We start from the raw sequence: 16,682 nt of genomic DNA, 5'->3' as shown, positions 1-16,682 counted from the left end.
ACCGCCATGAGCCAAGCGTCCCCCTCCCTCAGCCGCGCCCGGCACCTCCTCGCGCCGTGGGCGCGGATCGCCGGGCTGACCCTGTGCGCCCTGCTGACCCTCGGGCCGGTCCTGTGGACCGTCTCCACCTCGCTGCGCACCCCCGCCCAGTCCTTCGACCTGCCCCCGCGCATCATCCCCGCCCACCCGAGCGCCGCCGCCTACCGCGGGGTCTTCGAGCAGCTCGACGTGTGGCTGCTCGCCCTGAACTCCACGCTGGTCACGGCGCTGATCGCGGTGGGCCAGATGATCACGGCGGGGCTCGCCGGATACGCCTTCGCCCGCCTGGAGTTCCGGTTCAAGAAGCCGCTGTTCGGGCTGGTCCTGGCGACCATGATGGTGCCGTTGCAGGTCACGATCGTGCCGGTGTTCCTGGTGCTGAAGTCGATGGGCCTGACCGACACCCTGCTCGGCCTGATCGTCCCGGCCTTCCCGACCGCGTTCGGCACCTTCCTGATGCGGCAGTACTTCCTCGGCATGCCCCGGGACCTGGGCGAAGCGGCCATGCTGGACGGCGCCGGGCCCTGGCGGATCTTCTGCTCCGTCTACGCCCCGCTGGCCGCGCCCGGCCTCGCGATCGTCGGCGTGCTCGCCTTCAACTACCACTGGAACGAGTTCTTCCGCCCGCTCATCCTGGAGACCTCCGCCCAGAACTACACCCTGCCGCTGGGGCTGGTCTCCCTCCAGGGCAACCTCGGCACCGGCTCCGTCTCGGTGGTCCTCGCCGGTGTCGTGCTGTCCATGCTCCCCGCCGTCGCCGTGTTCGTCGTCGGCCAGCGCCCTCTGCGTGAGGGCATCACCTCCGCAGGAGTCAACCGTTGAGCCCCGCCCCCCGGTCCGCCACCGGCCCCGACGCACCGCGCTTCCGGGTCCGCCCGCCCGCCCACTGGATGAACGACCCCAACGGGCCCTTCCGCTGGCGGGGCCGCTACCACCTCTTCTACCAGCACAACCCGGGCGCGCCGGTGCACGCCGACATCCACTGGGGCCACGCCTCCAGCCCCGACCTCGCCCACTGGGAACACCACCCGCTCGCCCTCACCCCCGTCCCCGGCGGCCCCGACGAGGCGGGCTGCTGGTCGGGGTGCGTGGTCGACGACGCCGGCACGCCCACCGCCGTCTACACCGGCATCGACCAGCGGCACGCCGGAGTGGGCGCCATCTGCCTGGCCAGGGCCGCCGACCCCGACGACGACCGGCTCACCGAGTGGCGGCCGCTGCCCGGACCCGTGGTGTCCGCACCGCCCGCCGGCCTGGACGTGGTCATGTTCCGCGACCCGTTCGTCCTGCGGCACGGCGGGCGGCGCTGGGCGCTCGTCGGCGCCGGGCACGCCGACGGCACGCCGTCCGTGCTGCTGTACGACTGCGAGGACCTGACCGACTGGCGGTTCGCCGGAGTCCTGCTCGACGGATCCGACCCGGTCGCCGCCGCCGTGTTCGGCGACGGGGCGGTGGGCTGGGAGTGCCCGCAGCTGTTCCGGACGGCGCAGGACACCTGGGTGCTGGCCGTGTCGCTGTGGGACGGCGATCCGTGCGCCACCGGCCATCTGACCGGCGACCTGGTCCCCGACGGCCGGGGCGGGCTGCGGTTCGCGGCGCGAGGCGGGGGCCGGCTCGACCACGGACGCGACTTCTACGCGCCCGCGGTCCTCCAGGAGGAGGACCGGACCCTGATGTGGGGCTGGTCGTGGGAGGCGCGCGCGCCCGCGGAGGTGGAACGGGCGGGGTGGGCCGGGGTCCTCACCGCCCCCCGGGTCGTGGGCACCCGCCCGGACGGCTCCCTGCGGGTGCTCCCCGCCCCGGAACTCGACCTGCTGCGCGCACCGGAACCGTTCGTCACGCGCCCGGGCCGCCGGGTCCGGCTCCCGGACGCCTACGACCTCACGGTCACCGCCCGCGGGCGCACGACGGCGACCCTGCTGCGGTCCCCGGACGGGCGCGCGGACCTGTCGGTGCGGCTGGACCCGGCCGCGGGCACGGTCACCCTGGACGGCGGCGAGCGCCCCCGTGCGGGCCGCGAGGGCTCCGGGCCCCGCACGGTGCGGGTGCCGGGCGGGCCGCGGCTGACGGTGCGGGTCCTCGTCGACGGTTCGCTCGTGGAACTCTTCGCCGCCGGCCGGGCGACGCTCACCGAGCGCGTCTACCGGCGGCCCGGCGACGTCCCGGAACTCACGGTCGACGCCCCCGCCGCGGAGGTCACCGGATGGGCGCTGGTCCCACCGACGCGCGGCTGACCACCGGGCAGGCCAGCCGACGGGTGGTGGCCGGCGGGGTGCGGCCGGTGGCGAGGGCCTCCAGGAGCAGCCGCGCGGCCGTCTCGCCCATCGCCCGGTGGGGCAGCGCCACGGAGGTGAGCGCCGGGGTGAGGAAGGCGGCCATGTGCTCCTGGTCGTCGTAGCCGACCACGGACAGGCCCGCGGGCACCTCGATGCCGAGCCGGGCCGCGGCGTGCAGGACGCCCGCCGCGACCCGGTCGTTGTAGCAGAAGACCCCCGTGGGCCGCTGCCCGGCGGGGGCGCCCTCCAGGAGCCTGACCGCGCCCTCGTACCCGCTGGAGATCTCGCCCCCGGTGCGCACCACCCACTCGGGCGGGACGGTGACGCCCTCGGCGCGCAGCGCGTCGCGGAAGCCGCGCAGCCGCTCGCGCGACGCGATGTCGTCGAGGCCGCCGATCACGGCGAGCCGGCGGTGCCCGTGGTCGAGCAGCAGCCGGGCGGCACCGCCGCCCCCGGCCCGCTCGGCGGGGACCACGGCGGGCAGCGAGCCGTCCTCGGGAAGGCAGTTGGCGAGCACGGAGTGGGTCCGGTGCAGCCCCTCGGGGACCCGGACCCGGCGCAGTGACATGGCCGCGTAGATGATCCCGTCGACCCTCCGGTCGAGGAGCTCGGCGACGGCCGCGTCCTCCTTGGCCCGGTCGCCGCCGGTGTCGACGGTGAGGATGAGGTGGTCGCTGCTCCAGGCCGCCTCCATGGCCCCGCGCAGCAGCCTTCCCGCGAACGGCGAGGACGCGATCTCGTCGGTGACCAGGCCGAGCACCGCCGTACGGCGGCTGCGCAGGCCGCGCGCGACCGGGTCGGGGCGGTAGCCGAGCTGGGCGGCGGCCTGCCGGATGCGTTCCTGGGTGGCGGGCGAGAGGTTGCCCTCGGCCCGGCCGTTGAACACGAAGGACACCGCGGTGTGCGAGACACCGGCGAGCCGTGCGACGTCGCGGGAGGTGGGCCGCGTGACGTCGCGGGAGGCGGGCCGCGCGCCCTCCCTGCCGCCGTTCCTGTCCTCGGCGCCGCCGCCGCTGCCGTCCGCCGTCATCGTCCCCGATTCCCGCCCGTCCCGTCGATCACCGCTCACCCTATCGGCGACGGCCGCGGCGCCACCCGGCGGTCGGCCCGCCCGCCGTGAGCCGCCGGACGCACCGGGCCGCGGCCCCGGGCACCGGCGGGAAGGTTCCGACGCGGTCACGCAGGCGCACGGGTCCCTTCCGGCCAGGGGGGTACCCGGTGTGGCCGGGTGGCGCGAACGTGAGGAGGCCGAGGTGGTCAGGGACGAGCGGCTGCGTGAGTACCGGGGCAAGCGGGACTTCGGGCGGACCCGGGAGCCGTCGGGCCGGCGGACCGGTGAGGGACCCGGTCCCCGGTTCGTGGTGCAGATCCACGACGCCCGCCGGATGCACTTCGACTTCCGGCTCCAGGTGGGGGACGTGCTGAGATCCTGGTCGGTGCCCAAGGGCCCCTCCGGCGACCCGCACGACAAGCGGCTCGCGGTGCCCACCGAGGACCATCCGCTGGAGTACGAGGACTTCGAGGGCGTGATCCCGAAGGGCGAGTACGGCGGCGGCACCGTGGTCGTCTGGGACCGGGGCACGTACGAGCCGCTGAGCCACGACCGCAGGGGGCGCCCCGTGGACTTCGCCCAGTCGCTGGAGCGCGGGCACGCCACCTTCCGGCTGCACGGCTCCAAGCTGCGCGGCGAGTACGCCCTCACCCGTTTCCGGGACGGCCGGGACGAGGGCGGGGAGGAGGCCTGGCTGCTGGTGAAGAAGGCCGAGGGCCGGGCCGGGGGCGGGCACGGCACCCCCGATCCGCGGCGGGCCCGCTCGGTGCGCACCGGCCGTACGCTGGCGCAGGTCGCCGCCGAGGGCGGGGAGGAGTGAGCGGCCCCGGCCGCGGCACCCTCCCCGGCAGCCGTGCCCGCCGCGGGGCCGCCGCGCTCAGGCGCGGTGGGCGCGCAGCACGGCCAGGGCGCGGTCGGCGTGGGTGTTCATGCGCAGTTCGCTGCGGACGACCGCGAGGACGGTGCGGTCCTGGGCGATGACGAAGGTCGCGCGTCGGGTCGGAGCGAGCGTCAGCCCGCGGCGCACGCCGAACCGTTCGCGGACGGCGCCCTCCGGGTCGGACAGCAGGGGCATGCCGAGGCCGTGCCGCCCGGTGAACTCCCGCTGGCGGTCCACCGTGTCACCGCTGATGCCGACGGGCCGCGCGCCGAGCGCGGCGAACTCGGCGGCGAGGTCCCGGAAGTGACAGGCCTCGGCGGTGCAGCCGGGGGTGAGGGCGGCCGGGTAGAAGAACAGCACGACAGGACCCTCGGCCAGCAGCGCGGTCAGGGTCCTCGTGGTGCCCGTCTCGTCCGGCAGCGCGAAGTCCTCGACGGTGTCGCCCTCGCGCACCGCGCCGCGCCCGCTCACGCGGCGCGCTCCGCGCCCCGGGCGACGCCCCGGGCCCACAGCACGAGCGGCACCTGGAGCGGCAGCCGTGCGAAGGCGGCGGCCTGCTGCCGGGCGGGCCGGTGGCGCCAGTCCGCGGCCATCTTCACGTTGGCGGGGAAGACCCCGACGAAGAAGGCGGCCGTGGCCAGCGCGGCGCCCTTGCGGGTGCGGGGCGCGGCCAGGGCGGCGGCGAGCGCGAGTTCGGCGGCGCCGCCGGCGTAGGTCCAGGCGCGGGGGCTGCCCGGCAGGGCGCGCGGGACGATCGCGTCGAACTGCCGGGGGGAGGCGAAGTGGGCGGCACCCGCGGTGGCCAGCAGGCCGGCGAGCAGCAGGGGCGAGCGTGGGGACCGGGACACGGTTCCTCCTTCCAGGAGACCTGCCGCCGCCCCGCGGCAGGTCCGCGTCGGGCCACGGCAGATCGGGGGCGGATCCCGGGCGGATCCGGGGCGCGATCCTACTGGACAGTAGGTACGGCGGGGCGGCCCGGCCGGCCGGGGGCCGCGCCCGATCAGGGGAAAGCGGACCGCGGGGCGCGTGGCGGGCGGCCCGCGCGTCGACACCTCAGCCGTGACCCTGCCACTGATCGCGCCCATGCTCGCCACGCCCGGCCCCCTGCCGGCCGCCGCGCAGGACGCCCGCTGGGCGTACGAGACGAAACAGGACGGTCAGCGGGCGGTGGTCTACCTGCCGGGCGACGGTTCGGTGCTGCTGCGGGCCCGGTCCGGGCAGGACATCACGGCCGCCTATCCCGAACTGGCGCCGCTCGGCAGGGCGCTCGGAGCCACGCCCGCGGTGCTGGACGGGGAGGTGCTGGCACTGGACGAGGAGGGCCGGGCGAGCTTCCAGTTGCTCCAGGGCCGGATGGGACTGGCCCACGCGCCCGCTCTCGCGGCGCGCCGGGCGGCGCGGGTCCCCGTCCACCTCGTGCTGTTCGACGTCCTGCACCTGGGCGGTGACCCCTTGCTCGCGCTGCCCTACGTCCGGCGCCGCGAGCGGCTGGAGGCGCTCGCTCTGCACGGGCCGTACTGGTCCACGCCCACCGCCGTGGTCGGTCACGGCGCCCGCGCCCTGGCCGCGACCCGGGAGCACGGGCTGGAGGGGCTGGTGTGCAAACGGCTGGACTCGGTCTACGAGCCGGGGGTGCGCTCCCGCGCCTGGATCAAGATCCGCAACATGCGCAGCGAGGACGTGCTGGTGGGCGGCTGGCTGCCCGGCAAGGGGCGGCTCACCGGTCTGCCGGGCGCGGTGCTGGTGGGCCAGCGCGGCGGCGGGAGACTGCGCTACGTGGGGAGTGTGGGCACCGGCTGGAGCGAGGCCGAGCGGACGGAGCTGGCCGGGCTGCTGGCCGCGCTGGCCACCCCCGTGTGCCCGTTCGCCCCCGTACCGGCCGCACCGGGGGCGCACTGGGTGCTGCCCCGTCTGGTCGGCGAGGTGCGCTACAGCGTCCGCACCCGGGCGGGCATGCTGCGCCAGCCGTCGTGGCTGCGGCTGCGCCCCGACCTCGCCCCCGAGGACGCGGCGGCGGACCTGCCGGACGACACGCGGCCGTGAGGGAGCGGCCGGGCCCGGGGCTCACAGGGCGCGGCGAAGGTCTATCGTGTCCCGCATGTCCGTGCCCGAACTGATCCGTATCGTCTCCCGCGACTCGCCCATGGCGCTCGCTCAGGTGGAGCGCGTCCGCGCCGAGTTGGCCGTCCTGCACCCCGGTGTGCGCACCGAGGTGGTGCCGGTGAAGACCACCGGCGACAAGTGGCTGGGCGACCTGGCGAAGGTCGAGGGCAAGGGGGCGTTCACCAAGGAGGTCGACGCCGCCCTGCTCGCGGGTGAGGCGGATCTCGCGGTGCACTGCCTGAAGGACGTGCCCGCGGACCGGCCGCTGCCGGCGGGCACCACGTTCGCCGCGTTCCTGAAGCGGGACGACGTCCGTGACGCCCTCGTCCACCCCGGCGGGCTCACCCTCGACGAGCTGCCGCCCGGCACCAGGATCGGTACGTCGGCGGTGCGCCGGATCGCCCAGCTGGCCGCGTCCCACCCGCACCTCACGTGCGTGCCCTTCCGCGGCAACGCCAACCGGCGGCTGGAGAAGCTGGCGGCCGGTGAGGCGGACGCGCTGCTGCTGGCCGCGTCCGGTCTGGAGCGCATCGGACGGCAGGACGTGGTCACCGAGGTGCTGTCCGCGGAGGCGATGATGCCGCCGATCGGCGCGGGCATCCTCGCCCTGCAGTGCCGCGAGGACGACGACGCGCTGATCGAGGCCGTCAGCGGGCTCGGTGACGGCGACACGCATCGCGCGGCGAGCGCCGAACGGATGTTCCTGCACGTGCTGCAGGGCCACTGCAACAGCCCGATCGCCGGGTACGCGCAGGTCGACCGGAGCGGCGAACTGTCCCTGCGGGCGTGTGTGTTCACCCCGGACGGCAAGACCCGGCTGAACGCCCACGAGTGGGCCGGCCGGCTGGACGCCGCGACGCTGGGCACGTCGGTCGCCGTGGCCCTGCTGCGTCAGGGCGCCCGCGAGATCATCGACGGCATTCCGCACTGACGTCACGGCAACGGCGCACGGAGCGGGCGGAGCAGGACCCAGGACCGGACTGCCGGGGCGGGAGCGGGCCGGGCGGCCGGGTCAGCCGGTGGCGCCCGGCTCCGCCTGGTCGCGCAGGAACACGCTGATCTGGTGGGCCAGGCCGCCCTGCCCGCCCGGACAGCACGCGCCCGCGCCGACGGGCCCCTCGTGCACGCCGATGCCGCCGCTCCACAGACGGCGGTCGGTCCACTCGTCGTCGACGCGCAGCTGGACCTGGACGTCGACCTGGGTCAGGAACTCCTCCGGGCCGGCCGCGTAGAGCACGGCGGTGGCACGGCGCAGCGGGTGTACGTCATAGCCCTCGATGAACTGCGAGTTGCGCCAGTCGACGAACGCGCCCTCCCCGTCGGGCCCGATCCGCACGTCGATCTGGCCGTCCTCCAGGTGGACGCCGAAGTGCTCGGTACCGCGGTTCTCGACGGTGACCCGGATGCGGAAGTACGTCAGCCCGTCGGCGGCGTCGTCACGTCCGCGGGGCGGCTCGGCCTGCTCCAGTCGGTGGACGCGGACGCGCAGGCCGGCATGCTCCTCGTACTCCTGCCAGTCCCCGACCACGTTCGGCTCGTACACGGTGCACCTCTCGACTTCCAAGAGCTGCTTCCTATCTGTGGGCCGAGTGCACTGTCAAATGCACGGAATGCGCCGTGGACAGGGAATTCCCTCGCATTGATCGGTGATCAAGCCGTGCGCTGGAGAAATCGCCGGACGGACGGCCGGAGGGGCCGGGGCGAGCGTGCCGCAGATCACTTCGGCGGCGGCCTGCCAGGCGGCCGTCACCGGGCCAGCCGGCCGAGGAGCGCGGAGGCCGCGGCGACGCCGGCCGCGGCGGCCCCGACGAGCACGGCGAAGTCGGGCGCGAGGTGCGCGGGGGTGCCGAGCAGCAGGCCGCGCAGGGCGTCGACCTGGTAGCTGAGCGGGTTGGCCTTGCTGACGGCCTGCAGCCAGCCGGGCATGACGGCCACCGGGTACAGGGCGTTGGAACCGAAGAACAGCGGCATGGTGATGGCCTGTCCGATGCCCATCAGCCGGTCGCGGCTGAGCACGATGCCGGCGATGGTCATCGACAGGCAGGAGAAGAACGCCGAGCCGAGGAGCACGGCCGCGGCGACGCCGAGCAGCCGGAGCGGGTTCCAGGTCATCGCCACCCCGAGCAGCGCGGCGATGACGACGACCACGAGGGCCTGGATCAGCGACTTCACCCCGGCCGCGAACGCCTTGCCGGTGACCAGCGCCGCGCGCGGCGTGGGCGTGACCAGGAGCTTGTCGAGGACACCCGCGTCACGCTCCCAGATGATCTGGATGCCGTAGAAGATGGCGATGAACATGGCGGACTGGGCGATGATGCCGGGCGCCATGAAGTCCAGGTAGGGCAGGCCGCCGGTCGGGATCGCGTGGATGCGGGAGAAGGTCTGGCCGAAGATGAGCAGCCACAGGGCGGGCTGGACGGCACGGGTGTACAGCTCGGTGCGGTCGTGCCGGAGCTTTTGCAGTTCCACGGCGCACATGGCGGCGACGCGGGCGGGCAGCAGCAGCCGGCCCGCGCGGGCCCGCGGGGGCCGCACCAGCAGGCCGATGCCGTCCGCGCGGGCGGGGTCAGCCGACCCGGTGGGCGGTGCGGCGGGTGCTTCGGACATCGCGGAAATCTCCTGTGGTGTCGTCCAGGCCGCTGCCGGCCACGTCGCGGAAGACGTCCTCCAGCGTGGGCGGCGCGCCGGCGGCCGGGCCGCCCCGGGCGCGGCGCCGCTCGCCGAGACCCTGCCGCAGCTCGGCGGGGGTGCCGAGCGCCCGGACGCGGCCGCGGTGCAGCAGGGCGACCCGGTCGCAGTACTGGTCGGCCTCGTCCATGTAGTGCGTGGTGACCAGGACCGTCATGCCGGTGGCGGCGCGCACGGCGTCGATGTGCTCCCACACACCGGTGCGGGCGATGGGGTCCAGACCGATGGTCGGCTCGTCGAGGATCAGCAGACGGGGCGCGCTGACCAGGGCCTGGGCCAGTTCGAGGCGGCGGACCATGCCGCCCGAGTACGTCTTCGCCAGCCGGTCGGCGGCCTCCGCGAGACCGACGGCGGCGAGCGCCTGGGCGACCCGGGCGGCGCGTTCGCGGCGCCGGACGTCGAAGACGCGGGCGAAGAGGGTGACGTTCTCCCGGCCGGTGAGGGCGGCGTCGGCGGACAGCTGCTGGGGGACGTAGCCCAGCAGACGGCGTACGGCCATCCGGTCGCCCGCCGGATCGTGGCCGAAGACACGGACCATGCCGGCGGGGACCGGCAGGAGGGTGGTGATGCAGCGGATCGCGGTGGTCTTGCCGGCCCCGTTGGGCCCGAGCAGCCCGAACACCTCCCCCGGGCGCACGGTCAGGTCCAGCCCGTCCACGGCGCGCGTCCCGCCGAAGGCGTAGACGAGCCCGGCACAGGTGACGGCGTCGGGGACGGTCCGGGCCCTCTCGTCGCGGACCGGTCCGCCGGCAGCCTCGCGGGGCGCTGCGGCGGCGGCCCCGGGTACTGTCCGGGCGGTGGTCTCGCGGACCGCCCGCGCCGTGGCCTCTCGGGCCGAGCGGGCCTCGGCCTCGCAGGCCGGTTCGGGTTCGCCAGACGTGTCCCTGATCCCGGGGGCCGGTGCGTCGGCGGTGTCGCGGGCGTCGTGGACCGGTTCGTCGGGGGTGTCGCGGGCGCCGCGGGTGTCGCGGGTGTCGCGGGTGTCGCCGGCCTCTGCGTCGGCGGTGTCGCGGGCGTCGCCGGCCGGCTCGCCGGGGATGTCGTTCGTCATGGGCGGTCGGCCTCCTCGCGCAGGTTCCCGGCCAGCCTGCGCAGGGCCGGGACCGCCGCGCGCAGCGCGTCGCGGTCGGCCGGGGCCAGCCGGTCGACCTGGGCGCGGACCAGGGCGGCGCGGCGCGCGCGCCAGTTCCGCAGCCGCGCCCCGGCCGCCTCCGTCAGCAGCAGGCGGGCGGCCCGGCGGTCGGCGGGGTCCGTCTCCCGCACCAGTTGCCCGTCCCCGACCAGCCGGTTGACCAGCGTCGAGACGGAGTTGCCCGCCAGGTGCAGTTCCTCGGCCGCCTCCGAGACGCCGATGCCGGGCCGGGACTCGACCAGGCGCAGCAGTTCGACCTCGGCGCCGCGCAGCCGGGCCACGGTCAGCCCGGCCCGCAGCCTGCGCCGGATCAGCCGCTGCACCGCCACGAGGGCGTCGGCCAGCTCTTCGGCGGAGGCGTCCGGTGCGGGCCCGGGGACGGGCACGGGCCCGGGATCGGACACGGGTGCGGCCACGGGGGCGGGGCCGGATTCCGGTTCCATGGTCCGACGTTACCTCTGTAGCAGAGGTAAGCATCCCCAAAAGCGGGTCAAACCGAGCGCGGCGAGCACCAGCCCCAAGCCTTGGTTGAATGCACATCATTTTCCGCCGTAGATTTCAGCGGCCTTTGCTTTCACCCGTCTCTGACTTTCCGCGACAGAATTCCCGACCGGGCGGCGACGAATTAGAATCGCGCGGTCGCATACCGTCACCGCATTCGGAGAATTGTTTCGGAACGACCGGCTCCGGGAATCCGCATTTCAGTGCTTCGGACCGGAGGCACGCCCGTGGGAGCCGGCGCGCCGGGCCCCGACGCATTCCGTGCAGGACTGCCCCGCGCCTCCCGTGGTGTCCGTCCATCCAGCACCTGCTGAGGGAGGCGCAGCGCATGCGTACCACCGGCAGAACCAAGACCCACCCGCACGACGACGCCCCCGACACCGCAGCCGCCTTCGAACGGCTGGCGGGGCTGCCCGACGGGCCCGAGCGCAAGGCGCTGCGGGACGAGCTGGTCCAGGTGTGGCTGCCCATGGCCGAGCGGATCGCGGTCCGCTTCCGCGGCCGCGGCGAGGCCCTGGAGGACCTGTACCAGGTGGCGGCGCTCGGCCTGGTCAAGGCGGTCGACCACTACGATCCGGCGCGCGGCTACGCGTTCGAGGCGTACGCCGTCCCGACGGTCACCGGCGAGATCAAGCGGCACTTCCGCGACCACATGTGGACGCTGCACGTGCCGCGCCGGGTCCAGGACCTGCGCAACCGGGTGCGGCGGGCGGCGAAGGAGCTGGCGCAGACGACGCCGGGCCGGGCCCCGACCGTGGCGGAGATCGCCGCGTACACGCACCTGAGCGCGAGTGACGTGCGCACCGGGATGGAGGCCCTGGACTGCTTCGCCGCGCTGTCGCTGGAGGCGGAGGTCCCGGGCACGGACGGTTACGCGCTCGGCGACGGCCTCGGCGAGTCCGACCCGCGCTACGACCTCGTGGTGGACCGGGTGGCGGTGCGGCCCTGTCTGGAGGCGCTGCCCGAGCGCGAGCGCATGATCCTCTACCTGCGCTTCTTCGGGGGCATGACGCAGAGCCGGATCGCGCAGCAGCTCGGCATCTCGCAGATGCACGTCTCGCGGCTGCTGAGCGGCTGCTTCGCCCAGTTGCGTGAGGAACTGCTGGCCGAGACCGGCTGACCTGCGCGCCGAGGCCCCCCGGTGCCGTTTCGGCGGTACGCGGGGGGTACTCGGCAGGCGCCCTTGCGGGTTCCGGTCGGACACTGGTGACAGACCGGTGGCCACCGGTCGACGAGACCAGGACGTGCCATGAACCACGACACGACAGCCGCCCGCCCCACGACCGGCCCCCTCTCCACGCACACGGTGTGCGGCGCGCCGTGCTGGGTCAGCCTGACCAGCCGCGATCTGGAGGCCACGGAGGACTTCTACCGGGCCGTGCTCGGCTGGGAGTGGCGCTCGGCCAGACTCGGCGACCGCTTCCGCATCGCGCTCGCCGACGGTGCGCCGGTCGCGGGGATCGCGGCGGTGGCGTCCATGTGGCAGATGGCGGTGGCCTGGACGCCGTACTTCGCCGTTCCGAGCGCCGACCGGGCCGTCTCCCGGGTGCAGGAGCGCGGCGGCACGTCGGCGGTCGGCCCGATCTCCCTGCCGCCCGGCCGGGCGGCGCTGCTCGCCGACCGGGACGGCGCGACCTTCGGGATCTGGGAAGGTGAGCTGTTCACCGACTGGGAGACCTGGCGCAAGGCCGCGCCCGCCTTCATCCGGCTGCACACGCGCGACGCGTTCGACGCCGCGATCTTCTACGGCGAGGTCCTGGACTGGGCGTCGGAGCGGCCCGGCTGCTGCGAGGTCCGCTACGAGGGGAACGAGGTGGTCCTGCGCAGCCACGGCGAGATCGTCGCCCGCATCGAGTCCGGGGCCCTGGAGGCGGCGCCCGACCCGACCATCCGGCCGCACTGGCAGATCCACTTCCGGGTGGCCGACGTCGCCGCCTGCGCCCGCGCGGCCGAGAGCCACGGCGGCAGCGTGCTGCGCGAGGGCAGCGAGGAGGCCGTCCTGCGTGATCCGGACGGCGCGCAGTTCACGGTGACCTCGCGCAGGGAGGCCTGACCGCACCGGTCGCGCACCGCGGCCCCGCCCCTGCGGTGGAGCAGGGGCGGGGCCGCGGTGCGCGTGTCAGCGGGCCGTTCTCGGGGGCCGCGAGAGCAGGACCAGGCTGCGGGGCTCCACGCGCAGGTCGCCCGAGAACTTGTGCTCGGCCTCGTCCGGCGGCCCCTGCGGCTCGGCGGTGTCGACGAGCGTGGTCCAGCGCTCCCCGTAGGCGGGGCCGGGCAGGCGGAAGTCGACCGGTTCCCAGTAGCCGTTGAGCAGCAGCAGGAACGAGTCGTCGACCACGGGCCGGCCCTGCGGGTCGGGTTCGGCGATGGCGTCGCCGTTGAGGAAGACCATGACGGAGTGGGCGTCGGAGCGCCGCCAGTCCTCCTCCGCCATCTCCCGGCCGTCCGGCAGCATCCACACCAGGTCGGGCAGCGGCTGGTCGTCGCGGGTGGCCGTCTCGCCCTGGAAGAAGCGGCGGCGGCGCAGCACCGGATGGGCGGTGCGCAGACCGATGACGTACCGCGTGAAGTCCGCCAGTTCGCGCTGCTCGCGGGTCAGCCGCCAGTCGATCCAGGAGACCTCGTTGTCCTGGCAGTAGGCGTTGTTGTTGCCGCCCTGGGTGCGGCCCAGTTCGTCGCCGTGGCACAGCATGGGGATGCCCTGGGAGAGCAGCAGGGTGGCGATGAAGTTGCGCTGCTGGCGCGCCCGCAGCTCCAGGACGGCCCGGTCGTCGGTGCCGCCCTCAGCCCCGCAGTTCCAGGACCGGTTGGTGTTCTCGCCGTCCCGGTTGCCCTCGCCGTTGGCGTCGTTGTGCTTGTCGTTGTACGACACCAGGTCGCGCAGCGTGAAACCGTCGTGCGCGGTCACGAAGTTGACGCTCGCGCGGGGGCGGCGCCGGTTGTGCGCGTAGAGGTCGGAGGAACCGGTCAGCCGGGACGCGAAGTCGCCGAGCGTGTGCTCCTCGCCGCGCCAGAAGTCCCGTACGGCGTCCCGGTACAGGCCGTTCCACTCCGACCACAGCGGCGGGAAGTTGCCCACCTGGTAGCCGCCCTCGCCGACGTCCCAGGGCTCCGCGATCAGCTTGACGCGGCTGATCACCGGGTCCTGCTGGATCAGGTCGAAGAACGCGGAGAGCCGGTCCACCTCGTGGAACTGCCGTGCCAGGGTGGCCGCGAGGTCGAAGCGGAAGCCGTCGACGTGCATCTCCGTGACCCAGTACCGCAGCGAGTCCATGATCAGCTGGAGTACGTAGGGATGGCGCATCAGCAGGCTGTTGCCGGTGCCGGTGGTGTCGTAGTAGTGCGCCCAGTCGCCGTCGACGAGGCGGTAGTACGAGGCGTTGTCGATGCCGCGGAAGGACAGCGTCGGGCCCTTCTCGTTGCCCTCGGCGGTGTGGTTGTAGACCACGTCGAGGATCACTTCGAGGCCGGCCGCGTGCAGCGCCTTGACCATCGACTTGAACTCGGCGACCTGCTCGCCTCGGGTGCCGTGGGCGGCGTAGTCGTTGTGCGGCGCGAAGAAGCCGATCGTGTTGTAGCCCCAGTAGTTGGACAGGCCGCGGCCCTGGAGCACGCCGTCGTGCACGAACTGGTGCACCGGCATCAGCTCGACGGCCGTGACCCCCAGCGAGGTCAGGTGCTCGACGACCGCGGGGTGCGCGAGACCGGCGTAGGTGCCGCGCAGTTCCGGGGGGACGTCCGGGTGGGTGCGGGTCAGGCCGCGCACGTGGGCCTCGTAGATCACCGTGTCGGAGTAGGCGCGCCGGGGCGGACGGTCCTCGCCCCAGTCGAAGGCCGGGTCGGTGACCACGCCGAGCATGGTGTGCCCGGCGCTGTCGGAGGGGTCGGGGCCGTGCGGGGCGCGTTCGTAGAGCGAGGGGTGGTCGTCCATCCGCCCGTCCACCGCCCTGGCGTAGGGGTCCAGGAGCAGTTTCGCGGGGTTGCAGCGGTGGCCGGCCGCCGGGTGCCAGGGACCGTGCACCCGGTAGCCGTAGCGCTGGCCCGGCCCCACGCCGGGCAGGTAGCCGTGCCACACGAAGCCGTCGGCCTCGGTCAGCGGCACCCGGCGGTGGGTGCCCGCGTCGTCCACGAGGACGAGCTCGACGTGGTCGGCGACCTCGCTGAACAGGGCGAAGTTGGTGCCCTCCCCGTCGTAGGCGGCGCCCAGCGGGTAGGGGTACCCGCTCCACACGGGCACGGGCACCCCTTTTCCACGGTTCGTCCGCCGGGTCACCGGGCCGCCTCCAGGACGCCCTCGGGGCGGCTGAGCGGCGAGGCGAGCGCGGCGACCGGCAGCGCGCGGGGCGGCTTGAGGCCCTCGCGCAGGGTCGGGGCGGGAGCCTTCGGGACCAGCGGGACGCGCACCCCGGCACGGGCCCGCTGCGAGAACCAGATGATCTTGCTGCCGGTCTCGGAGGCGCAGCAGCCCCATCCGTCGCTGGTGGCCGCGATCCGGGCCAGGCAGGTGCGCAGGTCCTGGTCCGGGCGCAGGTCGTGGTTGTTCTCCCCGACCGCGGTGATGAGGTGCTGGCCGGTCCACCACATCTCGATGGACGTGTGCTTGTCCCGTGCGTGCTCGTCGATGGCTTTCAGCAGCATCTCGGCACCCCCGCACACGGGGTCGACCAGGTCCTCCAGGTCCCAGAACCGGAGGTGAGCGGCCAGGATGCGCCTGACCTGTCCGACCCGTTCCGGGCTGACTTCCACGTCGAGGTGGTAGTAGCAGGGCACTGCGGTCTTCATCGTCGTTGGCTCCTCACCGGCGAGGCCCGCGCTCCATCCCCGCCCTTGCGGGCCGGTTCCCCGAGCACGAAGCGTGAGCATGTGTTGCCTCTGAGTCAGATCCACAGTGCGGGCGCTACGCCATTCGTGCAACACGAGCGGGTGGGACGGGGTACCGGGCCGGTGTCCGCCGGGCGGGTGAGCTGGTTGAAGATCCAACAGGACGCTGTGTCGTTGAACGTGCACCATGAGTGAAAGTCTCGAGCGCCGTGAACGGGACGCGTGCCTCGCGTGCGCGGTCACCGCCCCGACCGTCGGGGAAACGTGCCCATCGAGCGCTCCCGAAAGGTGAACGGCGCCATGCTGCTACCTGCCAAAGCCGAAGTAGCCCGGCATCTGCGGCACTACCGGGTGTGGGAACGCGCGATGCTCGCGTCTCCCGACGACCGCCGGGTGCGGGCCACCTTCGAGGACTCGGGCTACACGCTGTGCGTGCTGATGGGCAAGCGCTGCGCGCGGGAGGCGGCGGACGCGGCCGAGCGCTACCTGCGCACCAACCTCGTCACCTACCTGCGGGAACAGGGCACCGCCCGGCCGCACGTCGGCGTGGTCCCGGGACGGACCCGGCGCCGGCCGGCGAAGGACCGGCGCTCCCCCGCCGGCGCGTAGGGCCACACACCGTCCCCCCGCCCCGCGGGGGACCACCGCACCGCGACAGACCGAGAAGTACCTGGTTCCCGGCCGGGCGTCAGCCCGGCCTCAAGCACGGTGGAGGTGACACCCATGAGTTCGACCCCGAGTCACGCCGTCGCGGCGAACGTGGTCCTGCGCGATCCCGGGGGCCGTCCGGGCCCGTGGACGCCGATGCGGGAGCTGGCGCCGGGCACCGACCGCTGGGGCGCGGAGGTCACACCGGACGCGACCGGACGCTGGACCTACCACGTGGAGGCGTGGAGCGACCCTGTCGCCACCTGGCGGCACGTCGCACACATCAAGGTCCCGGCCGGCATCGACGCCGGGCTGGTGCTGGCGGAGGGCGCCGAGCTGCTCAGCCGGGCGGCGGCCGGGGTGCCCGAGGGACCGCAGCGGGAGACCGTGCTCGCGGCCGTGCGGGTGATGAACGACGACTCGCTGCCGGTGATGACCCGGCTTGCGGCGGCGCTGACGCCGGAGGTGGACGCGGTCCTGGCCCGCCACCCGCTGCGCGAGCTGGTCACCGCCTGCGACCCGCTGCCCCTCCAGGTCGAACGC

16 protein-coding genes and 2 pseudogenes are annotated in these 16,682 nt (G+C 74.4%); 9 read left to right on the top strand and 9 right to left on the bottom strand.

What is annotated here, in order from left to right:
• The first annotated feature begins 6 nt into the window (after positions 1-6).
• Together IG64_RS04790 and IG64_RS04785 are read left to right on the top strand one after the other, a co-directional pair.
• Positions 7-861, top strand: a complete 855-nt coding sequence (locus IG64_RS04790) for a carbohydrate ABC transporter permease (protein ID WP_037852567.1) — start codon at positions 7-9, stop codon at positions 859-861.
• A complete protein-coding gene (locus IG64_RS04785) occupies positions 858-2,273 on the top strand; it encodes a glycoside hydrolase family 32 protein (RefSeq protein ID WP_037852306.1) in 1,416 nt (471 codons plus the stop codon). The genes IG64_RS04790 and IG64_RS04785 overlap by 4 nt, the downstream gene beginning before the upstream one ends.
• On the opposite strand, the gene IG64_RS04780 is transcribed toward IG64_RS04785, so the two are convergent.
• A complete protein-coding gene (locus IG64_RS04780) occupies positions 2,236-3,345 on the bottom strand; it encodes a LacI family DNA-binding transcriptional regulator (RefSeq protein ID WP_037852304.1) in 1,110 nt (369 codons plus the stop codon). The two genes, IG64_RS04785 and IG64_RS04780, sit on opposite strands and share 38 nt — an antisense overlap.
• 223 nt (positions 3,346-3,568) lie before the next feature.
• Here IG64_RS04780 and IG64_RS04775 point away from each other — a divergent pair, with 223 nt between their 5' ends.
• Positions 3,569-4,186: a DNA polymerase ligase N-terminal domain-containing protein gene (locus tag IG64_RS04775; protein WP_037852564.1), complete on the top strand. Its 618-nt coding sequence runs from the start codon at positions 3,569-3,571 to the stop codon at positions 4,184-4,186.
• A 57-nt stretch (positions 4,187-4,243) separates the two neighbouring features.
• Here the strand turns inward: IG64_RS04775 and IG64_RS04770 are convergent, their stop codons facing one another.
• Together IG64_RS04770 and IG64_RS04765 are read right to left on the bottom strand one after the other, a co-directional pair.
• Complete coding sequence (locus tag IG64_RS04770; protein WP_051812355.1) at positions 4,244-4,717, bottom strand: peroxiredoxin; 474 nt, start codon at positions 4,715-4,717, stop codon at positions 4,244-4,246.
• Positions 4,714-5,094 (bottom strand): membrane protein, encoded by a 381-nt coding sequence (locus IG64_RS04765; protein WP_037852301.1) that lies wholly within the window; start codon positions 5,092-5,094, stop codon positions 4,714-4,716. Before IG64_RS04765 ends, IG64_RS04770 begins: the two co-directional genes overlap by 4 nt.
• A gap of 211 nt (positions 5,095-5,305) precedes the next feature.
• Here IG64_RS04765 and IG64_RS04760 point away from each other — a divergent pair, with 211 nt between their 5' ends.
• Positions 5,306-6,289 (top strand): ATP-dependent DNA ligase, encoded by a 984-nt coding sequence (locus IG64_RS04760; protein WP_037852559.1) that lies wholly within the window; start codon positions 5,306-5,308, stop codon positions 6,287-6,289.
• Positions 6,290-6,344: 55 nt separating this feature from the next.
• Positions 6,345-7,280 (top strand): hydroxymethylbilane synthase, encoded by a 936-nt coding sequence (gene hemC, locus IG64_RS04755; RefSeq protein ID WP_037852300.1) that lies wholly within the window; start codon positions 6,345-6,347, stop codon positions 7,278-7,280.
• 81 nt (positions 7,281-7,361) lie between these two features.
• Here hemC and IG64_RS04750 read toward each other — a convergent pair whose 3' ends face one another.
• From IG64_RS04750 to IG64_RS04735, 4 genes and pseudogenes are all read right to left on the bottom strand, one after another.
• Positions 7,362-7,892, bottom strand: a complete 531-nt coding sequence (locus IG64_RS04750; RefSeq protein ID WP_037852557.1) for a hypothetical protein — start codon at positions 7,890-7,892, stop codon at positions 7,362-7,364.
• A 203-nt stretch (positions 7,893-8,095) separates the two neighbouring features.
• A complete protein-coding gene (locus tag IG64_RS04745) occupies positions 8,096-8,956 on the bottom strand; it encodes an ABC transporter permease (protein WP_037852297.1) in 861 nt (286 codons plus the stop codon).
• Positions 8,916-9,749: pseudogene (locus IG64_RS04740) on the bottom strand (ABC transporter ATP-binding protein); the annotation flags it as partial. The gene IG64_RS04745 and the pseudogene IG64_RS04740, both read right to left, overlap by 41 nt.
• Before the next feature lie 335 nt (positions 9,750-10,084).
• A complete protein-coding gene (locus IG64_RS04735; RefSeq protein ID WP_078883790.1) occupies positions 10,085-10,612 on the bottom strand; it encodes a MarR family winged helix-turn-helix transcriptional regulator in 528 nt (175 codons plus the stop codon).
• A gap of 386 nt (positions 10,613-10,998) precedes the next feature.
• On the opposite strand from IG64_RS04735, the gene IG64_RS04730 reads away from it, so the two are divergent.
• On the top strand, positions 10,999-11,790 hold the full coding sequence (locus IG64_RS04730) for an RNA polymerase sigma factor SigF (protein ID WP_037852295.1): 792 nt from the start codon (positions 10,999-11,001) through the stop codon (positions 11,788-11,790).
• Between the two features lie 129 nt (positions 11,791-11,919).
• Positions 11,920-12,723, top strand: coding sequence for a VOC family protein (locus tag IG64_RS04725; protein WP_037852293.1), 804 nt, complete (start codon positions 11,920-11,922; stop codon positions 12,721-12,723).
• A gap of 66 nt (positions 12,724-12,789) precedes the next feature.
• Here IG64_RS04725 and glgX read toward each other — a convergent pair whose 3' ends face one another.
• Together glgX and IG64_RS04715 are read right to left on the bottom strand one after the other, a co-directional pair.
• Positions 12,790-14,907 (bottom strand): glycogen debranching protein GlgX, encoded by a 2,118-nt coding sequence (gene glgX / locus IG64_RS04720; RefSeq protein ID WP_234438388.1) that lies wholly within the window; start codon positions 14,905-14,907, stop codon positions 12,790-12,792.
• 32 nt (positions 14,908-14,939) lie between these two features.
• Positions 14,940-15,452 (bottom strand): hypothetical protein, encoded by a 513-nt coding sequence (locus IG64_RS04715; RefSeq protein ID WP_037852288.1) that lies wholly within the window; start codon positions 15,450-15,452, stop codon positions 14,940-14,942.
• Positions 15,453-15,791: 339 nt separating this feature from the next.
• On the opposite strand from IG64_RS04715, the gene IG64_RS04710 reads away from it, so the two are divergent.
• Together IG64_RS04710 and IG64_RS04705 are read left to right on the top strand one after the other, a co-directional pair.
• Positions 15,792-16,100, top strand: a complete 309-nt coding sequence (locus IG64_RS04710; protein ID WP_037852285.1) for a DUF5133 domain-containing protein — start codon at positions 15,792-15,794, stop codon at positions 16,098-16,100.
• Positions 16,101-16,163: 63 nt separating this feature from the next.
• A pseudogene (locus IG64_RS04705) lies at positions 16,164-16,682 on the top strand (maltotransferase domain-containing protein); the annotation flags it as partial.

The organism is Streptomyces sp. NRRL S-340, assembly GCF_000720185.1.
Lineage (GTDB): Bacteria > Actinomycetota > Actinomycetes > Streptomycetales > Streptomycetaceae > Streptomyces.
This window is presented reverse-complemented; position numbering and strand designations above follow the sequence as displayed.

Bases quoted from the DNA above. Each gene is read 5' to 3' on its own strand.
- IG64_RS04790 (WP_037852567.1), top strand. From the start codon at position 7: ATGAGCCAAGCGTCCCCCTCCCTCAGCCGCGCCCGGCACCTCCTCGCG.
- IG64_RS04780 (WP_037852304.1), bottom strand. From the start codon at position 3,345: ATGACGGCGGACGGCAGCGGCGGCGGCGCCGAGGACAGGAACGGCGGC.
- hemC (WP_037852300.1), top strand. From the start codon at position 6,345: ATGTCCGTGCCCGAACTGATCCGTATCGTCTCCCGCGACTCGCCCATG.
- IG64_RS04745 (WP_037852297.1), bottom strand. From the start codon at position 8,956: ATGTCCGAAGCACCCGCCGCACCGCCCACCGGGTCGGCTGACCCCGCC.
- IG64_RS04735 (WP_078883790.1), bottom strand. From the start codon at position 10,612: ATGGAACCGGAATCCGGCCCCGCCCCCGTGGCCGCACCCGTGTCCGAT.
- IG64_RS04730 (WP_037852295.1), top strand. From the start codon at position 10,999: ATGCGTACCACCGGCAGAACCAAGACCCACCCGCACGACGACGCCCCC.
- IG64_RS04725 (WP_037852293.1), top strand. From the start codon at position 11,920: ATGAACCACGACACGACAGCCGCCCGCCCCACGACCGGCCCCCTCTCC.
- IG64_RS04715 (WP_037852288.1), bottom strand. From the start codon at position 15,452: ATGAAGACCGCAGTGCCCTGCTACTACCACCTCGACGTGGAAGTCAGC.
- IG64_RS04710 (WP_037852285.1), top strand. From the start codon at position 15,792: ATGCTGCTACCTGCCAAAGCCGAAGTAGCCCGGCATCTGCGGCACTAC.